General features: G+C 68.0%; 19 protein-coding genes. 6 read left to right on the top strand and 13 right to left on the bottom strand.

Translation table 11 applies throughout. The annotated features are described in order from the left end of the window. Positions 1-76: 76 nt before the first annotated feature. From QCD70_RS07035 to QCD70_RS06975, 13 genes are all read right to left on the bottom strand, one after another. Complete coding sequence (locus tag QCD70_RS07035) at positions 77-808, bottom strand: ABC transporter permease (protein WP_301214557.1); 732 nt, start codon at positions 806-808, stop codon at positions 77-79. Further along, entirely contained in the window at positions 805-1,455 is a 651-nt protein-coding gene (locus QCD70_RS07030) for an ABC transporter permease (protein ID WP_301214555.1), read from the bottom strand. Before QCD70_RS07030 ends, QCD70_RS07035 begins: the two co-directional genes overlap by 4 nt. Beyond that, entirely contained in the window at positions 1,452-2,561 is a 1,110-nt protein-coding gene (locus tag QCD70_RS07025) for an ABC transporter ATP-binding protein (protein WP_301214553.1), read from the bottom strand. The genes QCD70_RS07030 and QCD70_RS07025 overlap by 4 nt, the downstream gene beginning before the upstream one ends. Further along, positions 2,558-3,235 (bottom strand): IclR family transcriptional regulator, encoded by a 678-nt coding sequence (locus QCD70_RS07020; protein WP_301214551.1) that lies wholly within the window; start codon positions 3,233-3,235, stop codon positions 2,558-2,560. The genes QCD70_RS07025 and QCD70_RS07020 overlap by 4 nt, the downstream gene beginning before the upstream one ends. Positions 3,236-3,618: 383 nt before the next feature. Further along, positions 3,619-4,086 (bottom strand): Dabb family protein, encoded by a 468-nt coding sequence (locus tag QCD70_RS07015; protein WP_301214549.1) that lies wholly within the window; start codon positions 4,084-4,086, stop codon positions 3,619-3,621. 50 nt (positions 4,087-4,136) lie between these two features. Further along, the gene (locus QCD70_RS07010) at positions 4,137-4,388 is read right to left on the bottom strand and encodes a hypothetical protein (RefSeq protein ID WP_301214547.1); all 252 of its coding nucleotides are present in this window, start codon (positions 4,386-4,388) and stop codon (positions 4,137-4,139) included. Between the two features lie 24 nt (positions 4,389-4,412). Continuing rightward, positions 4,413-5,279, bottom strand: a complete 867-nt coding sequence (locus tag QCD70_RS07005; RefSeq protein ID WP_301214759.1) for an NAD-dependent epimerase/dehydratase family protein — start codon at positions 5,277-5,279, stop codon at positions 4,413-4,415. 79 nt (positions 5,280-5,358) lie between these two features. After that, complete coding sequence (locus QCD70_RS07000; RefSeq protein ID WP_301214544.1) at positions 5,359-5,751, bottom strand: cupin domain-containing protein; 393 nt, start codon at positions 5,749-5,751, stop codon at positions 5,359-5,361. Then, positions 5,751-6,179, bottom strand: coding sequence for a cupin domain-containing protein (locus tag QCD70_RS06995; protein WP_301214543.1), 429 nt, complete (start codon positions 6,177-6,179; stop codon positions 5,751-5,753). The genes QCD70_RS07000 and QCD70_RS06995 overlap by 1 nt, the downstream gene beginning before the upstream one ends. Before the next feature lie 15 nt (positions 6,180-6,194). Beyond that, a complete protein-coding gene (locus tag QCD70_RS06990) occupies positions 6,195-7,016 on the bottom strand; it encodes a phosphoenolpyruvate hydrolase family protein (RefSeq protein WP_301214541.1) in 822 nt (273 codons plus the stop codon). Positions 7,017-7,033: 17 nt separating this feature from the next. Then, positions 7,034-8,389, bottom strand: a complete 1,356-nt coding sequence (locus tag QCD70_RS06985) for a Tm-1-like ATP-binding domain-containing protein (protein WP_301214539.1) — start codon at positions 8,387-8,389, stop codon at positions 7,034-7,036. Positions 8,390-8,737: 348 nt separating this feature from the next. After that, on the bottom strand, positions 8,738-9,748 hold the full coding sequence (locus tag QCD70_RS06980; protein WP_301214536.1) for a LacI family DNA-binding transcriptional regulator: 1,011 nt from the start codon (positions 9,746-9,748) through the stop codon (positions 8,738-8,740). Positions 9,749-9,815: 67 nt separating this feature from the next. Beyond that, positions 9,816-10,841, bottom strand: coding sequence for a LacI family DNA-binding transcriptional regulator (locus QCD70_RS06975; protein WP_301214534.1), 1,026 nt, complete (start codon positions 10,839-10,841; stop codon positions 9,816-9,818). Between the two features lie 228 nt (positions 10,842-11,069). Between QCD70_RS06975 and QCD70_RS06970 the strand changes: the two genes are divergently transcribed. The 6 genes from QCD70_RS06970 to QCD70_RS06945 all read left to right on the top strand — a co-directional run bounded on the left by QCD70_RS06970 (position 11,070) and on the right by QCD70_RS06945 (position 18,732). Continuing rightward, positions 11,070-12,557, top strand: a complete 1,488-nt coding sequence (locus tag QCD70_RS06970; RefSeq protein WP_301214532.1) for an ADP-ribosylglycohydrolase family protein — start codon at positions 11,070-11,072, stop codon at positions 12,555-12,557. An 89-nt stretch (positions 12,558-12,646) separates the two neighbouring features. Beyond that, complete coding sequence (locus QCD70_RS06965; RefSeq protein WP_301214530.1) at positions 12,647-13,978, top strand: ABC transporter substrate-binding protein; 1,332 nt, start codon at positions 12,647-12,649, stop codon at positions 13,976-13,978. Positions 13,979-14,109: 131 nt separating this feature from the next. Next, on the top strand, positions 14,110-15,084 hold the full coding sequence (locus tag QCD70_RS06960; RefSeq protein ID WP_301214528.1) for a carbohydrate ABC transporter permease: 975 nt from the start codon (positions 14,110-14,112) through the stop codon (positions 15,082-15,084). Between the two features lie 2 nt (positions 15,085-15,086). Then, on the top strand, positions 15,087-15,878 hold the full coding sequence (locus QCD70_RS06955; RefSeq protein ID WP_301214526.1) for a carbohydrate ABC transporter permease: 792 nt from the start codon (positions 15,087-15,089) through the stop codon (positions 15,876-15,878). Beyond that, entirely contained in the window at positions 15,875-17,572 is a 1,698-nt protein-coding gene (locus QCD70_RS06950) for a hypothetical protein (protein WP_301214524.1), read from the top strand. Before QCD70_RS06955 ends, QCD70_RS06950 begins: the two co-directional genes overlap by 4 nt. Then, positions 17,569-18,732: a glycosyltransferase WbsX family protein gene (locus QCD70_RS06945; protein WP_301214522.1), complete on the top strand. Its 1,164-nt coding sequence runs from the start codon at positions 17,569-17,571 to the stop codon at positions 18,730-18,732. The genes QCD70_RS06950 and QCD70_RS06945 overlap by 4 nt, the downstream gene beginning before the upstream one ends. Positions 18,733-18,735 lie beyond the last annotated feature (3 nt).

Below are 18,735 nucleotides of genomic sequence, written 5' to 3'. Positions count from 1 at the left end.
CCTTCGGTTGTCGATAAGAGGGAGTGGAGCCGGATGGAACTGGTGCGGGATGGTGCTGGTGGTGCGGTGGTGCGGTTCAGGGGGCCACGAGGGCTGACGACGCCGGGCTGGGTGTCGTCGGGCGCGTCGCCGACCGGATGCGCCGCCGGGTCAGGCCGGGCGAGACGGCGAAGCGGCCGATGATCCCGATGCCGAGGTCGACGAGAAGAGCGAGCAGAGCGACGAGCACGGCGCCCACCATCATCTGGTCGTAGTCGTTCTGCGCACGGCCGTCGATGATCAGCCGGCCGAGTCCGCCGAGCGAGACGTAGGCGGCGATCGTGGCGGTGGAGATGACCTGCAGTGTGGCCCCGCGGAATCCGCTCAGGATGAGGGGAAGCGCGCACGGCACCTGCACGGAGAAGAGCACCTTCAGCGGTCGATAGCCCATGCCCACGGCGGCATCGACCGCGCTCGCATCCACGGCCCGGATGCCGGCGTAGGTGTTCGTCATGATCGGCGGCACGGCGAGCAGCACGAGAACGATCAGGCTCGGCACGACGAAGGCGAGCTCGGAGGCGAAGACCGGGGCGATGATGAGCACGAGCAGGATGACCAGGCCCAGCGTCGGCAGGGCCCGCAACGCATTGGCGACGCCCGCGATGAGAAAGGTGCCCTTGCCGGTGTGGCCGACGTAGAGACCGATCGGAACGCCGATGAGCGCGGCGACGAGCAGTGCGATGCCCGTGTAGACCAGGTGCTGGACGATCAGAACGCCGATCGCGTCGCTGCCCGTCCAGTGAGCGGGGTCGATGAGGTAGTCGATCATGCGTGCACCACCTTCGGCACCCAGGGGGTGAGTCTCTTGTTGAGCAGCACCACGAGTCCGTCGAGCACGATGGCCAGCACGAGGCAGAGCACGATGCCGACGATGATCGGGGTGAGGAACTGAAGCTGGGCTCCCTGGGTGAAGAGCAGGCCGAGCTGCTGGGTTCCGATGAGCGCGGCGATCGAGACCACGCTCACGTTGGAGACCACAGCGACACGCAGGCCGGCGGAGATCACCGGAACCGCGACGGGGAGTTCGACGGACACGAGCCGCTGGAAGCCGCGATAGCCCATGGCGGTGGCCGCCTGAACCGTCTCGACCGGAACGGAGTCGAGGCCGTCCGACACCGTTCGCACCAGCAGCGCCACCGTATAGACGGTCAACGCGACGACCACGTTCGCGGGGTCGAGGATCTTGGTGCCGAGGATCGGCGGGAGCAGAACGAACAGGGCGAGAGACGGCACCGTATAGAGCAGTCCCGTGGTGCCGAGGATCGCCGACTTGAAGATGCCGCTGCGGTGGGCCGCCCAGCCGAGGGGCAGCGCGATCGCGAGTCCGATGACAACGGGGATCACGGAGAGTGCGATGTGCCAGAGCAGCAGAACGACGATCGTGTCCGATTCCCGGCCGATCCAGTCGAAGTTCATGAGGCCGCACCCTTGGCAGAGCGGATCTCGTCGAGGGAGCCGACCACCTCGGCGGCCGTCACCGAGCCGATGAGCGCGCCGTCGGCATCCACCAGCACGCCGCGGCGACTCGGCGCGCTGAGGCTCGCATCGAGAACCTGCCGCATCGTGCCGGTTCGACTGGCGACCGTGCCGCTCAGGTTGAGGTCGCCGATCGTGATCGGGCCGGTCAGGGCGCGCTGCTCGACCCAGCCGAGCGGATGCCGGTGGCCGTCGACCACGAGCAGCCAGTCGTCGGTCGACGCGGCCCGGGCGGCCTCGGGAGTGCTGCCGAGTTCGACGGCGGGCTCGGGACGGACGGCGAGGTCGGGTGCCGCGGTCACGAAGCCGAGCGAGCGGTAGCCCCGATCGCGGCCCACGAAGTCGGCCACGAAGTCGTCGGCGGGAGCGGTGAGCAGCTCCTCCGGTGTGGCGAGCTGGGCGAGGTGGCCGCCGGTGCGCATGACCGCGACCTGGTCGCCGAGTTTCAGCGCCTCGTCGATGTCGTGGGTGACCATGATGATGGTCTTGCCGATCTCGCGCTGCAGGCGAAGGAACTCCTCCTGCAACTGCCCCCGCACGACGGGATCGACCGCGCTGAACGGCTCGTCCATGAGCATGAAGTCGGGGTCGGAGGCCAGAGCCCGGGCCACACCGACGCGCTGCTGCTGGCCGCCCGAGAGCTGCCACGGGTAGCGCGTGGCGAAGGTCGAGGGCAGGCCGACCCGCTCGATGAGCTCCCCCGCGATGAGCCGCGCCTCTCGCTTCGACTTGCCGGTCAGGCGCGCGGTGGCCGCCACGTTGTCGAGGATCGTGCGATGCGGGAACAGCCCGGCATGCTGGATCACGTACCCGATACGTCGACGCAGGAGCGCCTCGTCCATGCCGTTCGTCGATTCGCCGTCGAGCAGGATGTCGCCGGAGGTCGGCCGGATGAGGCGGTTGACCATGCGGAGCGACGTAGTCTTGCCACAGCCCGAGGGGCCGACGAGGACCGTGAGCTTTCCGCTCGGGGCGACGAGCGAGAGATCGTCGACGGCCGTCGTCCCGTCGGGATAGACCTTGGTGATGTTCTCGAACGTGATCATGAGACGCGCTCCTTCGTTCGGCGGCTGTGCACAGCGGGGGGAAAGACGATCGAGCCCGCCTCGACGCGAAGCAGCTCCCCGATGTGGGCGACCTGTTCGTCTCGCAGGCGATAACTTGGGATGACGCTGGAGAGCGCGGCGATCACGCGGGCGCCCACCATGACGGGAACGGCGATCGCGGTGACGTCGTCTTCGACGCCCTGCCGCACCACCACGAAGCCCGAGGCGTCTGTCTCGCCGCTCAGGACCGCGCCGGCGGCGGATCCATGGAGCGGAATGGTGCGGCCGACCCAGCTGGCGTGACGCACCGAGTGCGTTCCTTCGACGATGGCGATGTAGAGGGCGGTGCCGCTCGCGCCCGGCACGGACAGGTAGCAGGACTCCCCCGTGGCTTCGACCATGCGCGACATGGCGTCGCGAGCCAGGGAGACGAGGGACTCGTTCGCGAGGGCGAGGGCGCCCAGCTGAACGAGGCGCGCGCCGGGCGTGTAGCGGTTGTCGGGATCGCGGCGGATGAACTCCTGCGCCTCGAGCGTTCGCAGCAGCCGGAGGGCCGTACTGGCCGACAGCTCCGCGTCGCGGGCCGCGTCGGCGAGCGAGACGTAGCCGCGGTCGCACACGATTCCGAGCAGAACAAGCGCCCGGTCGACCGTGCGAGTGGATGATTCGGCCATGGGTGGACCTCCTGTCGTCTTCGACATTAACGACGGAATGTTTCCACTCACGGCGCCCTCGTGTTTCCAATTAGTAAAATGGTATTGCCACTGAATGGCAAGACTCATTTCTTATGGAGCGCCGGAGGCGGGCGATGCAGCCACTCGGAGGCGCGCAATGACGGCGCGCCGAAGCGTCGGTCGAGCAGCGGGCAAGGAACGAGCCCGCGAATCAAGACCATTTGCGCCGAGAGCGCTACGTATTCAGGAGGAGAGGCTCGCCTCGTGGATAGTGGCGGCGGTCGGCCGCTCCTCCTGAATTAGTCACGCGAGCGCCGCGTAGCCCTCTCGCCACAGATGCTGCGGCTCGAAGCCCAGACGGTCGAAAGCCCCGCGACCACCGCCTACTTGTACGCACGGCGAGCGTCACGGCGGTGGGGGTCGGGCAGAAAGTCCATCACCTGGACCCCATCCTGCGGACGCAGCAAGGGCCCGATCTCCTTCTTGAACGCGGCATGCAGCGTGTCGTAATGCCGAGGGTCGGTGATGATCGGTTCGCCCACGTAGTAGTTGCGATCCCCAAGAGAACCGAATCGGACGACGAATCCATATTCGTAATCGTTGGCGCCGTCCTCGCCGGAGAGCTGCGCGCCCGAGACGATCGATTCGATGTACGGCCTGCCATCGCGTTCGGACTGCGCCAGCATGTGAAAGCTCGCGACGGCATGGTCTCGCCGATTGTGCTGCACCCCGTCATCGAAACGGAAGAGCACGATATGGAGGACCGGACCCGGCTTGTAGGTGCTCGACGTGAACCTCTCGACACCGACCTCGAGCAGTTCGGTGTGGAGTCGCTCGGAGGCAGTTGTCATGCGCCGATTCAATCAGCTGCGACACGGCGTTGGAGCGCCACCGTGAGCACCTAGCCGTAGAGACAGCCGTCGCCGTCGCTCTCACCCGTCACCTGCCCGGCCCCGCGCATCCACGAACCGGACGTGTCGCGTACCGGTTGCAATCGGGCTTCGCCGGGCGCGGGGACGATGCCCTCGGCGGTCTGGATCTGACGGCACCGAACACTCATCAGCTGGGCGACTTCGCCTCGCGCGCGGCGTGATGGTTGATCTACCGCATCGCCATAGCTGTCGAACCGCCAGTCGGTGAGCCATACGAGCATGGGGCGGATCATGTCATACCTGAATCAGCTACCGAGCGCCGCGTAGCCCTCTCGCCACAGGTGCTTCGGCTCGAAGCCGAGGCGGTCGCGGGCCTTGTCGATCGACATCAGCGTCTCGAACTCGCCGAGCTGCTTCGTCACCGGGGTGCCCGGAAACGTCATCTCGGCGAGTTCGGCCGACGGGATCGACAGTCCCGTGTCGGATGCCGCGATGTTGTACACCTCGAAGCCGGGCTCGGCCGCGGCGAGGGCGAGGGCCACGGCGGCCGCGCCATCCCGCGTATCGATGTAGCTGAACAGCAGATCACGCCTATAGCTGGGATCGACTGCACGCTCGAAGCTGCCGTACTCCTCGGCGGTGACCACGTTCGTGTAGCGCAGCGCCGTGATCGAGAGCTCGTCGTTCCAGCGCACGAACTGCCCGGCCATCGCCTCCTCGACGATCTTGCCGAGGCCGTAGGTGTTGTTCGCCGCGCTCACATTCTCGTCGAGGGGCAGGGATGCCGGCGGCTCGTCGAAGGGGAAGCCCATGGCGGTGATGCTCGACGCGTAGACGATGGTCGTGATGCCCGCCCGGATGGCGGCGAAGAACACGTTGAACGACACCGTGACGTTGTTGTGGAACGTCGTCGCGTCGGGCACCAGACCGTTCACGGGGATCGCGGCGAGGTGCACGAGCGCGTCGATTCCACTGTGCCGCGCGGTGACCCCGAGCATGCTGTCGAGCGTCTGCCCGTAGTCGGTGAAGTCCACGGTCGTGAACCGCAGTCGAGGGTCGGCGGCCGGCGAGCCCGCGAGGTCGAAGCCGATGACCTCGTGGCCGTCGGCCAGGAGTCGGTCGACGGTGGCCCGTCCGAGTTTGCCGGAGCTTCCGGTGACGGCGATGCGCATAGGAGTGTCCATTTCTTGGAGTCGTCCCTTCGACAGATTCAGGGAACGGCTCGTTCCCTGAGCTTGTCGAAGGGTCGGGTCAGCGGGCGGGGAAGTCTTCGGGAACCGGCGCGGCCGGCACGTCGTGCCCCGCCGCATCCGATTCGCTCGTGTGCAGGTGGCCGACGCGACCACCGGCCGGCAGCCCGCTCTCGAGGAAGAAGCCGCGCAGCGTCTCGTAGACCTCGACGATGTCGTGAGTGTCTCCGGCCTGGGTGAGAACGATGTCGCCCGCCTGGACGTAGCGCTCCTTGCCCTCGAGCAGGATCTTGCCCTTGCCCTCCCAGATCATCCAGACCTCATCGTCGTCGTGGTGATGCCGCTCGAAACGGCCGCCCTCCGTGGCGACGACGAAGCGTCCGATCGAGGCGATGCCTGTCCAGTCGGGCTTCGTCTCGGGGTTGAGCCACGAGCCCGGTTCGATGATCGGCATCAGTTGGACTGGCTCCAGAGCGGCGCCGTGCCGGGGTCGAGGATGCGCGCGTCGGGCAGGCCGTCGAGACCGGTCTCGGCGCCTCCGGGCGTGTAGGTGACCGACAGCCGCAGCGGACGCCACGTGGTGTTGTAGGTGGAGTGCTGCGTGGCCTTCGGGATGTACACCGCGTCGCCCTCGCGGATCGGGAACGCCGGGCCGTCGCCGACCGTCTGCTCGCCCTCGCCGGAGATGACGTAGATGACCTCGTCCTCTCCCGGATGGTCGTGCGGCGCGTGGCCCTGGCCGGGGTAGATGATGACCTCTCCGACGGTGAGCTGGGCTCCCTCGTCGAGGTGCGGGGTGACGAGCCACTTGATGGTTCCCCAGCCGAAGGTGCGGGTGGGCACCTCGTCGGGGCGACGGCCGGATGTCGCTGATGTGGTCATGGTGATGCTCCTTCGCTAGAACGTGATGTTCTTGAACTCTTCGATCTGGGCTTTGATGGCGCGCTCGGTGGGCAGGCGCTCGGCACTGGATGCGCCGAAGAACCCGGCGACACCGGTCGTGTTGGCGAGGACGTAGGCCGCGTCCTCGGGTTCGGCGATGGGGCCGCCGTGGCAGAGCACGATGATGTCGGGGTTGATCTTCACGGCCGCGTCGCGCATCTCCTGCACGCGATCGACGCAGTCCTCGAGCGTCAGGGCCGTGTGCGCGCCGATCGTGCCGGCGGTGGTCAGCCCCATGTGCGGAACCAGCACATCCGCCCCCGCCTCGGTCATCGCGATGGTCGATTCGATGTCGAACACGTAGGGCGAGGTGAGCAGCTCGCGCTCGGCGGCGAGGCGGATCATGTCGACCTCGAGGTTGTAGCTCATACCCGTCTCCTCGAGGTTCTGCCGGAAGACGCCGTCGATGAGTCCCACCGTGGGAAAGTTCTGCACCCCGGCGAAGCCCATGCGCTTGAGGTCGTCGAGGAAGTGCTCCATGATGCGGAACGGGTCGGTGCCGTTGACGCCCGCGAGCACCGGCGTGTCGCGCACGATCGGAAGCACCTCGCGGCTCATCTCGACGACCACCTGGTTGGCGTCTCCGTAGGCGAGCAGGCCCGACAGCGAGCCGCGGCCGGCCATACGGTAGCGGCCCGAGTTGTAGATGATGATCAGGTCGACGCCGCCGGCCTCCGCCGACTTCGCCGAGATTCCCGTGCCCGCTCCGGCGCCGATGATCGGCTTGCCCTGGGCGATGGTGGAGCGCAGGCGCTCGAGTGCGGTGGCTCTGTCCATGCTCACTGTCCTTTCGTTCAGTTCTTCGTGATGAGGGCGTGCAGCTCGTCGGCGGCCTGGCGCCCGAAGAGAGGGTCGTTGATGTTGGCATCGAGGTCGAGCACGGTCACGGCGGAGCCTTCGACGGCCGCGGTCACGTTCTCGAACAGGGCCTCGTCGGCCGCGACGTCGCGGAACGGCTGGCCCGCGGCATCCAGGGCCGAGACGCCCCCGTGCGGGATCATGAGGATCGTCGGCGACTCGGCCGCCGCGAGCTTGGCGCCGAGCGATCGGCCGAGCTCGGCGTTCTCGTCGACGGTCGTGCGCATCAGCGTGATCGTGGGGTTGTGCACGAAGAAGTGGCGGTCGGCGAACTGCGCCGGCACGGTCGCCTCGGGTCCGAAATTGACCATGTCGAGGGCGCCCAGGCTGACCACCTGCGGGGTTCCGGATGCTCCGGCGGCCGTCACCCGGTCGGGCCCGGCTGTGAGGACGCCCCCGACCAGCTCGTCGGCGAGTTCGGTGGTCGTGAGGTCGAGTACCCCGGCCAGCATGTTCGAGCGGGCGAGCGCCTCGAGCGCCTTGCCTCCGGAGCCCGTGGCATGGAAGACGAGCACCTCGTAACCGAGCTCGTCGAGTCGATCGCGCGCGGCATCCACGGCCGGGGTCGTGACCCCGAACATCGACGCGCCGATGAGCGGCCGCTCGGCACCCTCGCCGCTCGCTGAGCCTGTCGAAGCGCCGCCCCCGCTCGCTGAGCCTGTCGAAGCGCCGCCGCGCCGCGCGTACGCCGTCGCCATGCCCGCCGCCGCGGCGGCCGCGTTGCCGAGCACACTCCGCGAGATCTGGTTGATTCCGGCGATGTCGACGACGCTGTACATCATGGTCACGTCGCTGGCGCCGACATAGGGAGACACGTCGCCGGAGGCCATGGTCGACACGATGAGCTTCGGCAGACCGATGGGAAGATCGCGCACCGCGCGGGCGGCGATCGCCGAGCCGCCGCTGCCGCCCAACGCGAGCACCGCATCCACTCCGCCGTCGGAGAAGAGCTGCGCGAGCACGGCGGCGGCTCCCTCTCCCATGCGGGTCACGGCGGCACCCCGGTCGTCGCCGTCGCGCAGCGCGTCGATCGTGGTGCCGGCCGCCTCGGCGACGGCGGCCTGCGGGAACGCGACGGCGCCCGCGAAACCGTGGGGATCGCGGATGCCCGCATCCACCGCGACGACATCGATGCCCAGGGCCTCGAGCTGCTCGGCCATCCACTGGTACTCGGCACCCTTGGTGTCGAGTGTGCCGACGAGGGCGACTGTCGGCCGCGACGCCGTGGACTGGGCTTCGTGCTCGGACTGGGGCTGGGTCTCGGACGCCTGCGCTGGCGAACTCTCGCTCACTCGGTCTCTCTCTCGTCATCGTGAGGTGCCGACCTGCCCGCTGTTCGAACAGTGCACGTCGTTGTGGGGCACCCGCCGAACCGGTGCCCTCATCATCTTCGAACAGATATTGAAACGTGTCAACCGGTGAACCACGAGGCTCGAGCTAGAGCGATGACGGTTGCGGCGACTTCTTCCCACCGAGAACGCACTTGCGGTCAACGAAGCCGTCATCACGCGAGCGACGCTCGCATCGACCGGGCCCGAGATGTCACAGATGGCGACTTCTCGCCGCCCGGACCCGCCATCTCTGACATCTCAGCGCGGCGTCAGCCCGCTCAGCGCGGCGTCAGCCCGCCCAGCGCGACGTCAGCCGCCGGTGCTCGCTCGCACCACGAGCTCGGGCTGGAACACCACCTGCTGCGGAGGCGCAGACGGATCCTCCGCCTCGGCGAGAAGGATCTCGACCGCGGTCCTGCCGATCAGCGCGCTCGGCTGCCGAATGCTCGACAGCGGCACGACGGCCGCGCTCGCGAAGTCGATGTCGTCGTAGCCGATGAGAGCGATCTGCCCGGGAACCGCCACGTCGGCCCCCTGCATCGCGAACGCCTGCAGCAGCCCCATCGACACGAGGTCGTTGGCCGCGAAGATCGCATCGGGCCGCTCACGCACCGCCCGCCCGACGATGTCGGCCCCGGCCGCCCGCCCCGCGAGCACGCTCAGCGCGTCGATCTCGATGACCTCGAGCGAGACATCCGGATGCGCCGCGACCGCCGCGCGGGCGCCCTCGAGTCGGTCGGCGACCTGGCGGATACCCATGGGTCCGCCGACGAATGCCAGCCGGGTTCGACCGAGCGAGATCAGGTGCTCCACCGCGAGCCGCCCACCGGCGAGGTCGTCGATCGACACCGAGCTGAACGCCCCGTCGGAGCTCGACCGGTCGACGAGCACGGCCGGTATGCCGCGCTTCTTCAGGCGGGAGAGGCGCTCGCTGATATCGGCGTAGGCCGAGATCACGACTCCGTAGACGCGTTGCTGCTCGAACAGGTCGAGGTAGGTGGCCTCGCGGGTCGGATCCTCATCGCTGTTGCCGAGGGTGACGGTGAGCCCGGACCGCGAGGCCTCGTCTTCTGCTCCGCGGGCCAGGTCGGTGAAGAACGGGTTGCGCACATCGAGGACGACCATGCCGATGGTGCGGCTGCGGCCGTTGCGCAGTTGCCGGGCGGCGTCGTTGCGGATGAATCCGAGCTCGTCGATGGCGCGCTGCACCCGCTCGGCCGACGCGGGCGACACCTTCTCGGGGTGGTTCAGCACGTTGGACACCGTGCCGACGGAGACGCCGGCGCGCTGGGCGACGTCTCTCACGCTCGACGCTGACATGGTTCTCACCCTAGGGCCAGGCCCGTCGATCGCCCGGCCACGACGCCGTTCCGCGCCGACGAGCTTCTCACGCGGCCGCGTCGGGGAAGCCCGCCGTCGACTCCCTGATCACGAGTTCGGGCTGGAAGAGCACCTGTCGATGCGTGTGGCCGCCGGGCGAATCCACCTCTTCCTGAATCAACGAGACGCCCATGACGCCGAACATGGCGCCGGGCTGGCGGATCGTCGACAGCGGCACGACGGCTGCGGTGGCGAAGGCGATGTCGTCGTAGCCGATGAGAGCGATCTCGTCGGGGATCCGGATGCTGTGCGACATGACGAACGCCTGGATCAGCCCGAGGGCCACGAGGTCGTTGGCGGTGAACATGCCGTCGGGCCTGCGACTTCGATCGCGGTCGAGGATCTGCTCGCCCACGCTGCGACCCACGCCGACGGTCAGCTCGGCCGTGTCGATGACCTCGAGGGTGGCGTCGGCCACCTCATCGACCGCTCGGCGGGCACCCGTGAGTCGATCCTCGATGCCGATGATGCTCACCGGCCCTCCGACGAAGGCTATGCGTCGTCGGCCGATGTCGAGCAGGTGCTTCACCGCCAGATATCCGCCGTGCTCGTCGTCTCCGGCGACCGAGCAGAAATCGTCGAGACTCACACGGCGCTGCACGAGCACGGGGGCGATGCGATGCTGTCGCAGCTGCTTGAGGCGCTCGGTCAGGTCGTCGATCGGCGCCAGGAAGACACCCTGCACCCGCTGTTCCTCGAACAGGTCGATGTAGCGCAGTTCGCGTTCGGCGCTCTGGTGGGAGTTGCCGACGATGAGCATACGACCGCCGACCTCGGCCTGGTCTTCGGCGCCGCGCGCCATATCGGCGAAGAAGGGGTTGCTCGAATCCTGCACGATCATGCCGATGGTGCGGCTGTTGCCGGCACGCAGCTGTCGGGCCGCGTCGTTGCGGACATAGCCGAGTTCCCGGATGCCCTCGAGGACTCGGGCCACCATGTCGGCGTTGACGGTATTCGGTCGATTCAGGACGTTGGAGACCGTTCCCAGGGATACGCCCACGTGCTCGGCTACGTCACGAATGCTCACGACCATGTGCTGCCCTCCCCGAGCCCGCCATCGGCCCCCGAGCGGCTCCGCGGGCAACGATTAGATAAAGCTCTTGTCACCGTCTCCGGCATGTGCAATCATAGCCCGTGAATCGGTTCATGAATCGTTTCATAGAACGTTTCAGCCAAGAATCGTCGAAATCGAATTCGCCGATATTGGATTCGACGAGATCCGGCCGAGAGCCGAACCCTTACTGATGAGAGGCACCTGACGATGGCGTCACGAGAAAAGATCCTGGGCTGCTGGCTGGGCAAGGCCGTGGGCGGAACCCTGGGCCAGACCTTCGAAGGCCTGTCCGGCCCCCTGTCCGCAGACTTCTACTACCCCGTTCCCGAGGAGATGGTGCCCAACGACGACCTCGACCTGCAGGTGCTCTACGCGTGCATCATCGACGGCCTCGAGACCCCCGTGGTCGACCGCCACATCCTCGCCGCCTCCTGGGCGGATCACGTCGAGTTCCCCTGGAACGAGTACGGAGTGGGCATGCGCAACCTCGCAGAGGGTCTGCGCCCGCCGTACACCGGGTCGTTCGACAACTGGTTCACCTGCGGCGAAGGGGCGGCGATCCGTAGTGAGCTCTGGGCCTGCCTGGCCCCGGGAGACCCCGACCTCGCCGCCGCCTACGCCTACGAGGACGCGTGCTTCGACCACGCGGGCGACGGCATCGTCGCGGCCCAGTTCCTTGCCAGACTGCAGTCGCTGGCCTTCGTCGAGTCCGACCCCGACACCCTGCTCGACGGCGCACTCGCCGGAATCCCCTCCGACAGCGGAATCCACGCGGTCGTCACCGACACGCGCGCCTGGGTGGCCGACGGTCTCGACTGGCTCGAAGTGCGCGAGCGCATCATGGAACGCTACGGGCGCAGCGACTTCACCGACGTGCGTCCCAACACGGGATTCGTCGTGCTGGGCTGGCTCGCCGGCGCCGACTTCTCGGAGCGCATCTGCATCACCAACAACTGCGGCGAGGACTGCGACTCGTCGACCGCCTCGCTCGGCGCCCTGCTCGGAATCCTCGACCCCGGCTCCATCGACCAGAAGTGGCTGGCCCCCATCGGCCGCGACCTCGTGCTCAACGACGAGATCACCGGCATCACTCCCCCCGCCACGATCGACGGCTTCACCGACCTCGTGATCGACCTGGCCGAGCGCCTCGGCGGCCGAGCACCGGAGCCCGAGCTTCCGGTCTTCGACGCCGGTTCGCACGCCATCCCCGTGCAGCTCGGCTGGTACAACACGATGTTCGGCAAATGGGACATCCGCGACCAGACAGAACTGCCGCCGATCGGCTCCGCGTCACCCGCCGCGCAGGTCGACTTCGCCCCGGCCACCCTTCCGGGCACGTGGGTCGCGAAGCCCCGCGAGGAGTTCGAGGACCGCATCCTCGTGCTCCGCTACTCGCTGACAGGCCGCGGCCGCGAGAACGTGCGACTGATGTTCAACAGCACCGAGCACTTCAGGGTCTGGCTCGACGACGAGTTCCTGTTCGGGGCCCAGGGAAGCCAGTACATGTTCCCCGCTCCCCACGCCGCACCCGTCGGCCAGACCCACGACTTCACGCTGGGCGACGGCGTGCACGACCTCGTCATCGCCGTGCGCAAGCCGCCCGCCGAACGAGCCGTAGCCGAATGGGTCATCGGCCTGGTCGAGTTGCCGAGCGCTCTCTGGATCGAGAACGCGTTCGCGCCGGATCGCGGCTGAAGCCTGCCCCGACCGGGCATCACTACGTACCCTTGGCCGCAAGGGTGCTCTTCCCGAATACACCGAAGTAACTGGAGGACGACAACACCATGAGAATCACCCGCATCACGAAACGACGGGCAGCGCTCGCGCTGGCCCTCGGCGTCACCGCAACGCTCGCCTTCTCGGCGTGCAGCACCGGCGGCGACACCCCGACCGACGGCAAGACCACCGTGACCTTCTGGTCGTGGAACCCCGACGAAACGACGGCCGAGCCGTATATCAAGGCCTTCGAGGCAGAACACCCCGACATCACGATCGACCACCGCTTCATCCAGTTCGCCGACTACACCAGCGCCACCCAGCTGGCCCTGACCTCGGGCTCGGGGCCGGATGTCTTCGGCACGCAGGTGGGCGCGCTCACCGAGCAGTTCGCCCCGCTCTCCGCCGACCTCACCCCGTACCTCGAAGAGACGGTCGGCGCGGACTGGTCGGACAAGCTCACGGCGACGGACCAGCTCGCCGTCGACGGCAAGCAGGTCGGCGTCCCGTGGATGATCACGGGTGGAGGCCTCGTCTGGGCCAACCAGACGCTCGTCGACTCGCTCGGCCTGACGGTGCCCACGACCGCGACCGAACTGAAGACGTTCTGCGCTGCGGTCGAGGCCGCGGGCAAGGACTGCATGGAGCAGGGAGCGAAGGACTCCTGGCAGAACATCGACGTCTACCAGTCGATCATCAACCAGATCGCGCCCGGCGACTTCTACGACGCTGTCGCCGGCGACGCCTCGTTCGACACCCCCGAGTTCATCGAGGCGTTCGACGTGTGGAAGAGCATGTTCGACGACGGCATCTTCCAGGACGGCGCCCTCGGAGCCGCGGCCTACCCCGACGCCAACGACGCGTTCCACAAGGGCGGGGCGGCTCTGATCGCCTTCGGCAGCTGGCAGAATTCCGACACCACCAAGACACGACTCGGCCAGTACGTCGACACCTACGGCGACCCCGCACTCGCCGACACCGAGTTCGTGCCCTACTTCTTCCCGCAGGTCGTCGACGGCGGAAAGACGGGAACGATGTTCGGCGGTCCCGATGTGGGCTTCGCCGTCGCCTCGAGCAGCAAGGTGAAAGACGCCGCGGCGACCTTCGCCCTGTGGCTCAGCGCGAGCGACGCCGGCCAGGAGCTCATGGCGAAGAGTGTGCAGCAGCCCGCCCTCTCCTCCGTGCCGCTCGATCTGAGCGACGTGGTGACCGACGCCCAGAAGTCCGCGCTCGAGGCGCAGGGCCCGGCCCTCTCCGACATGATCGGGGCCCGACAGATCTCGAGCGCCGACGTGCAGACCGCCCTCGGGGACGCCCTCTCGGCCGTCGCCTCTGGTCAACAGAGCTCGGCGGATGCCGCGAAGGCCGTCGACGACGCGATCACGGCCGCATACAAGTAGCGCTCCGCCGACCCGAAAGCGGCGGTGTCGCGGGCCGGGCTCCCTCCCGGCCCGCGGCACCGCCGCGGTCCCTCGACCTCCCCCAGCAGTCCCCCACCCCCACGGCACCACCCGACGAAGGCGACAAGTCAATGACGATGAGCCCCACCCTCGACACCTCCGACCCGGAGGACGGGACCGGCACCCCCGGCGACTCGCGTGCGAGACGCGGCCACGGGCATCCACCCACCCGGCGGCCGAAGCGACGCGGCGGCCGCACCGCCTACCTCTACGTCCTGCCCGCCCTGATTCTGGTGGTGGGCGTCGTCTACCTCGGCATCGGCTACAACGGATGGGTCTCCACCCTCGACTGGAACGGCATCGACCCGAACCCCGAGTCGGTGGGTTTCGACAACTACGTGAAGATCTTCAGCGACAGCATCTTCTGGGACTCGCTCTCGCACGTCGCCATCTTCGGAGTGATCGTGATCCTCGTGCAGATGGCGCTGGGGCTCGCGATGGCACTCATCTTCAGTGGCCCGATCTTCGGTCGCAACATCTACAAGATCATCGTCTTCGTGCCGGTCATCCTCTCTCCGGCCGCAGTGTCGATCGCGTTCCGTCAGCTGCTCAGCCCCGACGGTCAGGTCAACGAGGCCCTGCGATTCATCGGCCTCGACGTTCTCACGAACGCCTGGATCGCCGACCCGAAGACGGCACTCATCGCCCTCGCCGTAATCAACATCTGGCAGTGGACGGGATTCAGCTTCATCCTGTACCAGGCCTCGGTGAGCCAGATCGACCAGAACCTCTACGAGGCCGCCCAGATCGACGGCGCCGGAACCTGGCGGATCATCCGGTCCATCGTCATCCCCCAGCTCAAGGGAACCCACGCGACGCTCGCGCTCACGGGCGTGATCGGCGCCCTGAAGACATTCGACATCGTGTTCCTCGTGACGGGCGGAGGCCCTGGTCGCAGCACGGAGTTCCTGACCACCTACATCTACAAACAGGCCGTGCAGCAGTTCAACTCCGGCTACGCGGCGGCGCTCGCCATGGTTCTGCTGGTGCTCGCCCTCACTCTCACCGCATTCCAGATGCGGGCATACCGGTTCGGAGAGGACTGATCATGTTCGGACGCGTATCCCTTCGACAGAGGCTCGTCTACCAGGTGGTGGCGACGGTGCTCGTCATCCCCTTCCTGTTCCCCCTCGTGGCCATCGTCGCGATCTCGTTCTCGGGCCAGGGGCCACTGGCCAACTACACGGCCGTGATCACGCAGACGCCGTTCTTCACCTTCCTGCTGAACAGCGCGGTGATCTCGGCGGGAACCATCGCGCTCATCTACGCGGTGACCATGCTGGCCGGCTTCGCCTTCGCGAAGCTCAAGTTCACGGGCCGCAAGCTTCTCTTCAACGCGATCCTCGTGGGTCTCGTGCTGCCGAGCATCGCCCTGATGGTGCCGATGTTCATCATCGTGCGCCAGCTCGGCCTGTTCAACAACTTCCTCGCGGTGATCCTGCCGCTGAGCGCGGTCACGGTTCCGCTCACCCTGCTCCTCGCCCGTAACTACCTCAACGGAATCCCCGACGAGGTGATCGAGGCGGCGAAGATCGACGGCGCCACGAGCTTCGGAACGCTGGTGCGCATCGTCATCCCCCTCTCGCGCCCGATCACCGCGGTGATCATCGTCTGGGCGTTCCTGCAGGCATGGAACGAGTTCTTCCTGCCCCTGCTGTTCCTGCAGGATCAGAACCTGCAGGTGCTCACCCAGGTGCCCCAGTTCTTCACCAGCACCTACGGCTCCGACGTGCCCAAGATCTTCGCCGCCCTCGTGCTGGTATGCCTGCCCATCGTCATCACGTACCTGCTGCTGCAGAAGTTCTTCGAGAAGGGACTGACGGCGGGTGCCGTCAAGTGAGCGACGGCGCCGAGGCGTTCGCGCGGGGCATCCTTCGCGAACGCCTGCGTCTCGCGACCGCTCAACTCGCCTCGAGCACGCCCTACAGCGATGACCTCGTGGTGCAGGATGTCGAACACCGGCCGGACGCGCACCGCCTGTTCCAGGACTACCGCGGCGACCTGTCGGGCCGTTACCTCGGCGCTGTCGCCGTGGCCCACCGCGAACGCCTGCCCGTCGACCTCGACAAAGCGCACCGCATTCTCGACCGCGTGATCGCCGCCCAGAACCCCGACGGTTCGTTCGGCTCCCCCGCGCTGCCCGCGCTGGCCCGCGATCACGGCGCCGCGTGGGGGCACGGCCGACTGCTCGACGGCCTGCTCTCGAGCGTCTCGTGGGTGTCGGCCGAGAGGGCCGACCGTCTCGGCGACGCGATCGATCGTCTGGCGGGCCACGCCGTCGCATCCGCCGCCGGCTGGGTCGACTGGCTCTCGCGCGAACCGTCGCGCAAGTTCCTCCTCGACCCGTTGTCGCTGGTGCGTCCGCTCGGCCGGTTCGCCGCCCTGCGCGGCGATGACCGGGCGATGGATGCGGCCCGCCGGCTCGTCGAGGCGGCTCCCGCGATCGTCGATCGGCTGCACCTGCACGGGTACCTGCTCTTCTTGCGAGGTCGCCTCGAGGTCGCCGTCGCCCACGACGACTGCTCGGAGGTCGATGCCGTGTGCAGGCTGGCCGACGAGGTGGCGGCCCGGTTCCTGCTGCCGAGCGGCTCGGCCCTCGAGAGCCTCTCGGCGCCCTGGGACATCAACACCGAGGGCTGCGGCACCGCGGACTGGGTGATGCTCTGTCTCGAACTCGCCGAGGCGACCGGCCTCGATCGATTTCGCGAGCGCGCCTGGCTGGCCGGCCTCAACGGTCTTGCCCACGCGCAGCAGGCATCCGGTCATTTCGGCTGCGAGACGCTCGTCGGCGACGGCCCGCTGCTCGCCCTCGACTACGCGCCCGAGGCCTGGTGGTGCTGCAGTTTCCACGGCATCGAGGCGCTCGGCGCGCTGAGCCGGTCGCTGGCGCGAGTGGATGCGTCGGGCGGGTTGGTCGTGAGCCAGCCGCTCGACGCCGTGGTCGAGTCTGCCGATGGCGACGTGCTGCTCGAGGTCGCCGGCGGCTACCCGTTCGGGGATCGCGTCGAGCTGCGACCGGGCGCCGCCCTGCCGCAGGGCAGCGGGCTGCGGCTGCGGATCCCCGAGAGCGTGACGGTGTCGTTCTCGACGGGTCGCCTGGAGGCCGGCTGGCTGATCTTCGACGCGCTCGAGGCGCACTCGGTGGTCGTCGTGGAGGTGTCGCCCGCGCTGTGGTTCGATGTCGCGGGAACCGCCTCGACGCCGCCGTTCGGCAACACGACGTCGGGCGCACCGGAGCTCGGCGAGACCCGGGTCACCCTCTTTCGCGGACAGCTCGCCTATGCCGCGAATGCGCAGGAGAACGACGCGGAAGACCTCGTGCGCGCCCGCTCCCTCGTGCTCGACCCGTCGCATCCGGTGCTGCAGCGCGGCGACGCGCCGGGCGAGTATGCGGTGCGAGTGGCCGGCCGCAACGAGTTCGGCACCACCGTTCGGCTGGCGCCGCTGGTCACGACCGAGCTCGCGAGGAACGCGCGGATGACGCGCCTCGGCTTCGCCGGCATCGTCGCCGAGCACAGCGGAGCGCACGCATGAGCGCGCCACGCGAGCGGGCCGGCGACGCTCGACGGCCGGTGGTGCTGGCGTACTACTTTCCGAGCTGGCATGACGACCCGCGCAACGCCGCCTGGTTCGGCGAGGGCTTCACCGAGTGGAGCCTGCTGCGCGATGCGCGCCCCCGCTTCGCCGGCCACAGGCAGCCGCGGGTGCCCGCGCTCGGCGAATGGAACGAGGCCGATCCCGAGGTGGGAGCGCGGCAGATAGAGCTGGCGACCGAGAACGGCATCGACGGCTTCTTGATCGACTACTACTGGTACGACGACGGCGGCTACCTCGAGGGAGCCTTGCGCGACGGCCTGCTGCGGGCTCCCAACGTGGGCGATATGACCTTCGCCCTGATGTGGGCCAACCACGAGCTCGTCGACATCTTTCCGGCGGTATCGGCAAACGCGCCTCCCCCTCGACTCGCTACCGGAGCCATCGACCGAGCGGCCTTCGAGCGCTTCGGCAGGCACATCATCGCCGAGTACTTCACCCATCCGTCGTACCTGCGCGTCGACGGCAGGCCGTGGCTCTCCGTCTACGAGATCGGTTCTCTCATCGCCGGGCTCGGCGGCGTGGCCGAGACCGTCGACGCGCTCGACTGGCTGCGCGCCGAGGCGATCTCGAGCGGCCTGCCCGGAATCCATCTCGACGCGGTGATCTGGGGCTTCGGTGTGCTGCCGACCGCCGTCGTCGTCGACGATCCGCTGTCTCTGGTCACGAGGCTCGCGTTCGACTCGGCCACGTCGTACGTGTGGATGCACCACGTCGACGTCGATGCCCACGACTTTCCTGCCGGAGACGCCGACCTGCTGCGACGGGAGGCGTTCGCCGACTACGAGCGCGCCGCCGCCGCGCTGACCGTGCCCTTTCACCCCAACGTCACGGTCGGCTGGGACTCGAGTCCGCGCACCGCCCAGCAGCTGCCCTACGAGCGCGGCTCCTACCCCTTTCTCACCACGTGGGACGCGTCGCCTGTGCAGTTCGAGGCCGGCCTCGTCGAGGCGAAGTCGTTCGCCGACCGACACGGCGGCCCGCATCCGATCGTCAGCATCAACGCGTGGAACGAGTGGACGGAGGGCTCGTATCTGCTGCCAGACACCACCCACGGCATGGCCTACCTCGACGCGGTTCGACGGGTGTTCGGGCGCTGACGA

The sequence above is a fragment of the Agreia sp. PsM10 genome, from assembly GCF_030433855.1.
Lineage (GTDB): Bacteria > Actinomycetota > Actinomycetes > Actinomycetales > Microbacteriaceae > Agreia.
This window is presented reverse-complemented; position numbering and strand designations above follow the sequence as displayed.

Coding starts and splice junctions, on each gene's coding strand:
- QCD70_RS07020 (WP_301214551.1), bottom strand. CDS start 3,235: ATGGCCGAATCATCCACTCGCACGGTCGACCGGGCGCTTGTTCTGCTC.
- QCD70_RS07030 (WP_301214555.1), bottom strand. CDS start 1,455: ATGAACTTCGACTGGATCGGCCGGGAATCGGACACGATCGTCGTTCTG.
- QCD70_RS06990 (WP_301214541.1), bottom strand. CDS start 7,016: ATGGACAGAGCCACCGCACTCGAGCGCCTGCGCTCCACCATCGCCCAG.
- QCD70_RS07000 (WP_301214544.1), bottom strand. CDS start 5,751: ATGCCGATCATCGAACCGGGCTCGTGGCTCAACCCCGAGACGAAGCCC.
- QCD70_RS06945 (WP_301214522.1), top strand. CDS start 17,569: ATGAGCGCGCCACGCGAGCGGGCCGGCGACGCTCGACGGCCGGTGGTG.
- QCD70_RS06980 (WP_301214536.1), bottom strand. CDS start 9,748: ATGTCAGCGTCGAGCGTGAGAGACGTCGCCCAGCGCGCCGGCGTCTCC.
- QCD70_RS07025 (WP_301214553.1), bottom strand. CDS start 2,561: ATGATCACGTTCGAGAACATCACCAAGGTCTATCCCGACGGGACGACG.
- QCD70_RS06975 (WP_301214534.1), bottom strand. CDS start 10,841: ATGGTCGTGAGCATTCGTGACGTAGCCGAGCACGTGGGCGTATCCCTG.
- QCD70_RS07035 (WP_301214557.1), bottom strand. CDS start 808: ATGATCGACTACCTCATCGACCCCGCTCACTGGACGGGCAGCGACGCG.
- QCD70_RS06970 (WP_301214532.1), top strand. CDS start 11,070: ATGGCGTCACGAGAAAAGATCCTGGGCTGCTGGCTGGGCAAGGCCGTG.
- QCD70_RS07010 (WP_301214547.1), bottom strand. CDS start 4,388: ATGCTCGTATGGCTCACCGACTGGCGGTTCGACAGCTATGGCGATGCG.
- QCD70_RS06960 (WP_301214528.1), top strand. CDS start 14,110: ATGACGATGAGCCCCACCCTCGACACCTCCGACCCGGAGGACGGGACC.
- QCD70_RS06955 (WP_301214526.1), top strand. CDS start 15,087: ATGTTCGGACGCGTATCCCTTCGACAGAGGCTCGTCTACCAGGTGGTG.
- QCD70_RS06995 (WP_301214543.1), bottom strand. CDS start 6,179: ATGACCACATCAGCGACATCCGGCCGTCGCCCCGACGAGGTGCCCACC.
- QCD70_RS07015 (WP_301214549.1), bottom strand. CDS start 4,086: ATGACAACTGCCTCCGAGCGACTCCACACCGAACTGCTCGAGGTCGGT.
- QCD70_RS07005 (WP_301214759.1), bottom strand. CDS start 5,279: ATGCGCATCGCCGTCACCGGAAGCTCCGGCAAACTCGGACGGGCCACC.
- QCD70_RS06965 (WP_301214530.1), top strand. CDS start 12,647: ATGAGAATCACCCGCATCACGAAACGACGGGCAGCGCTCGCGCTGGCC.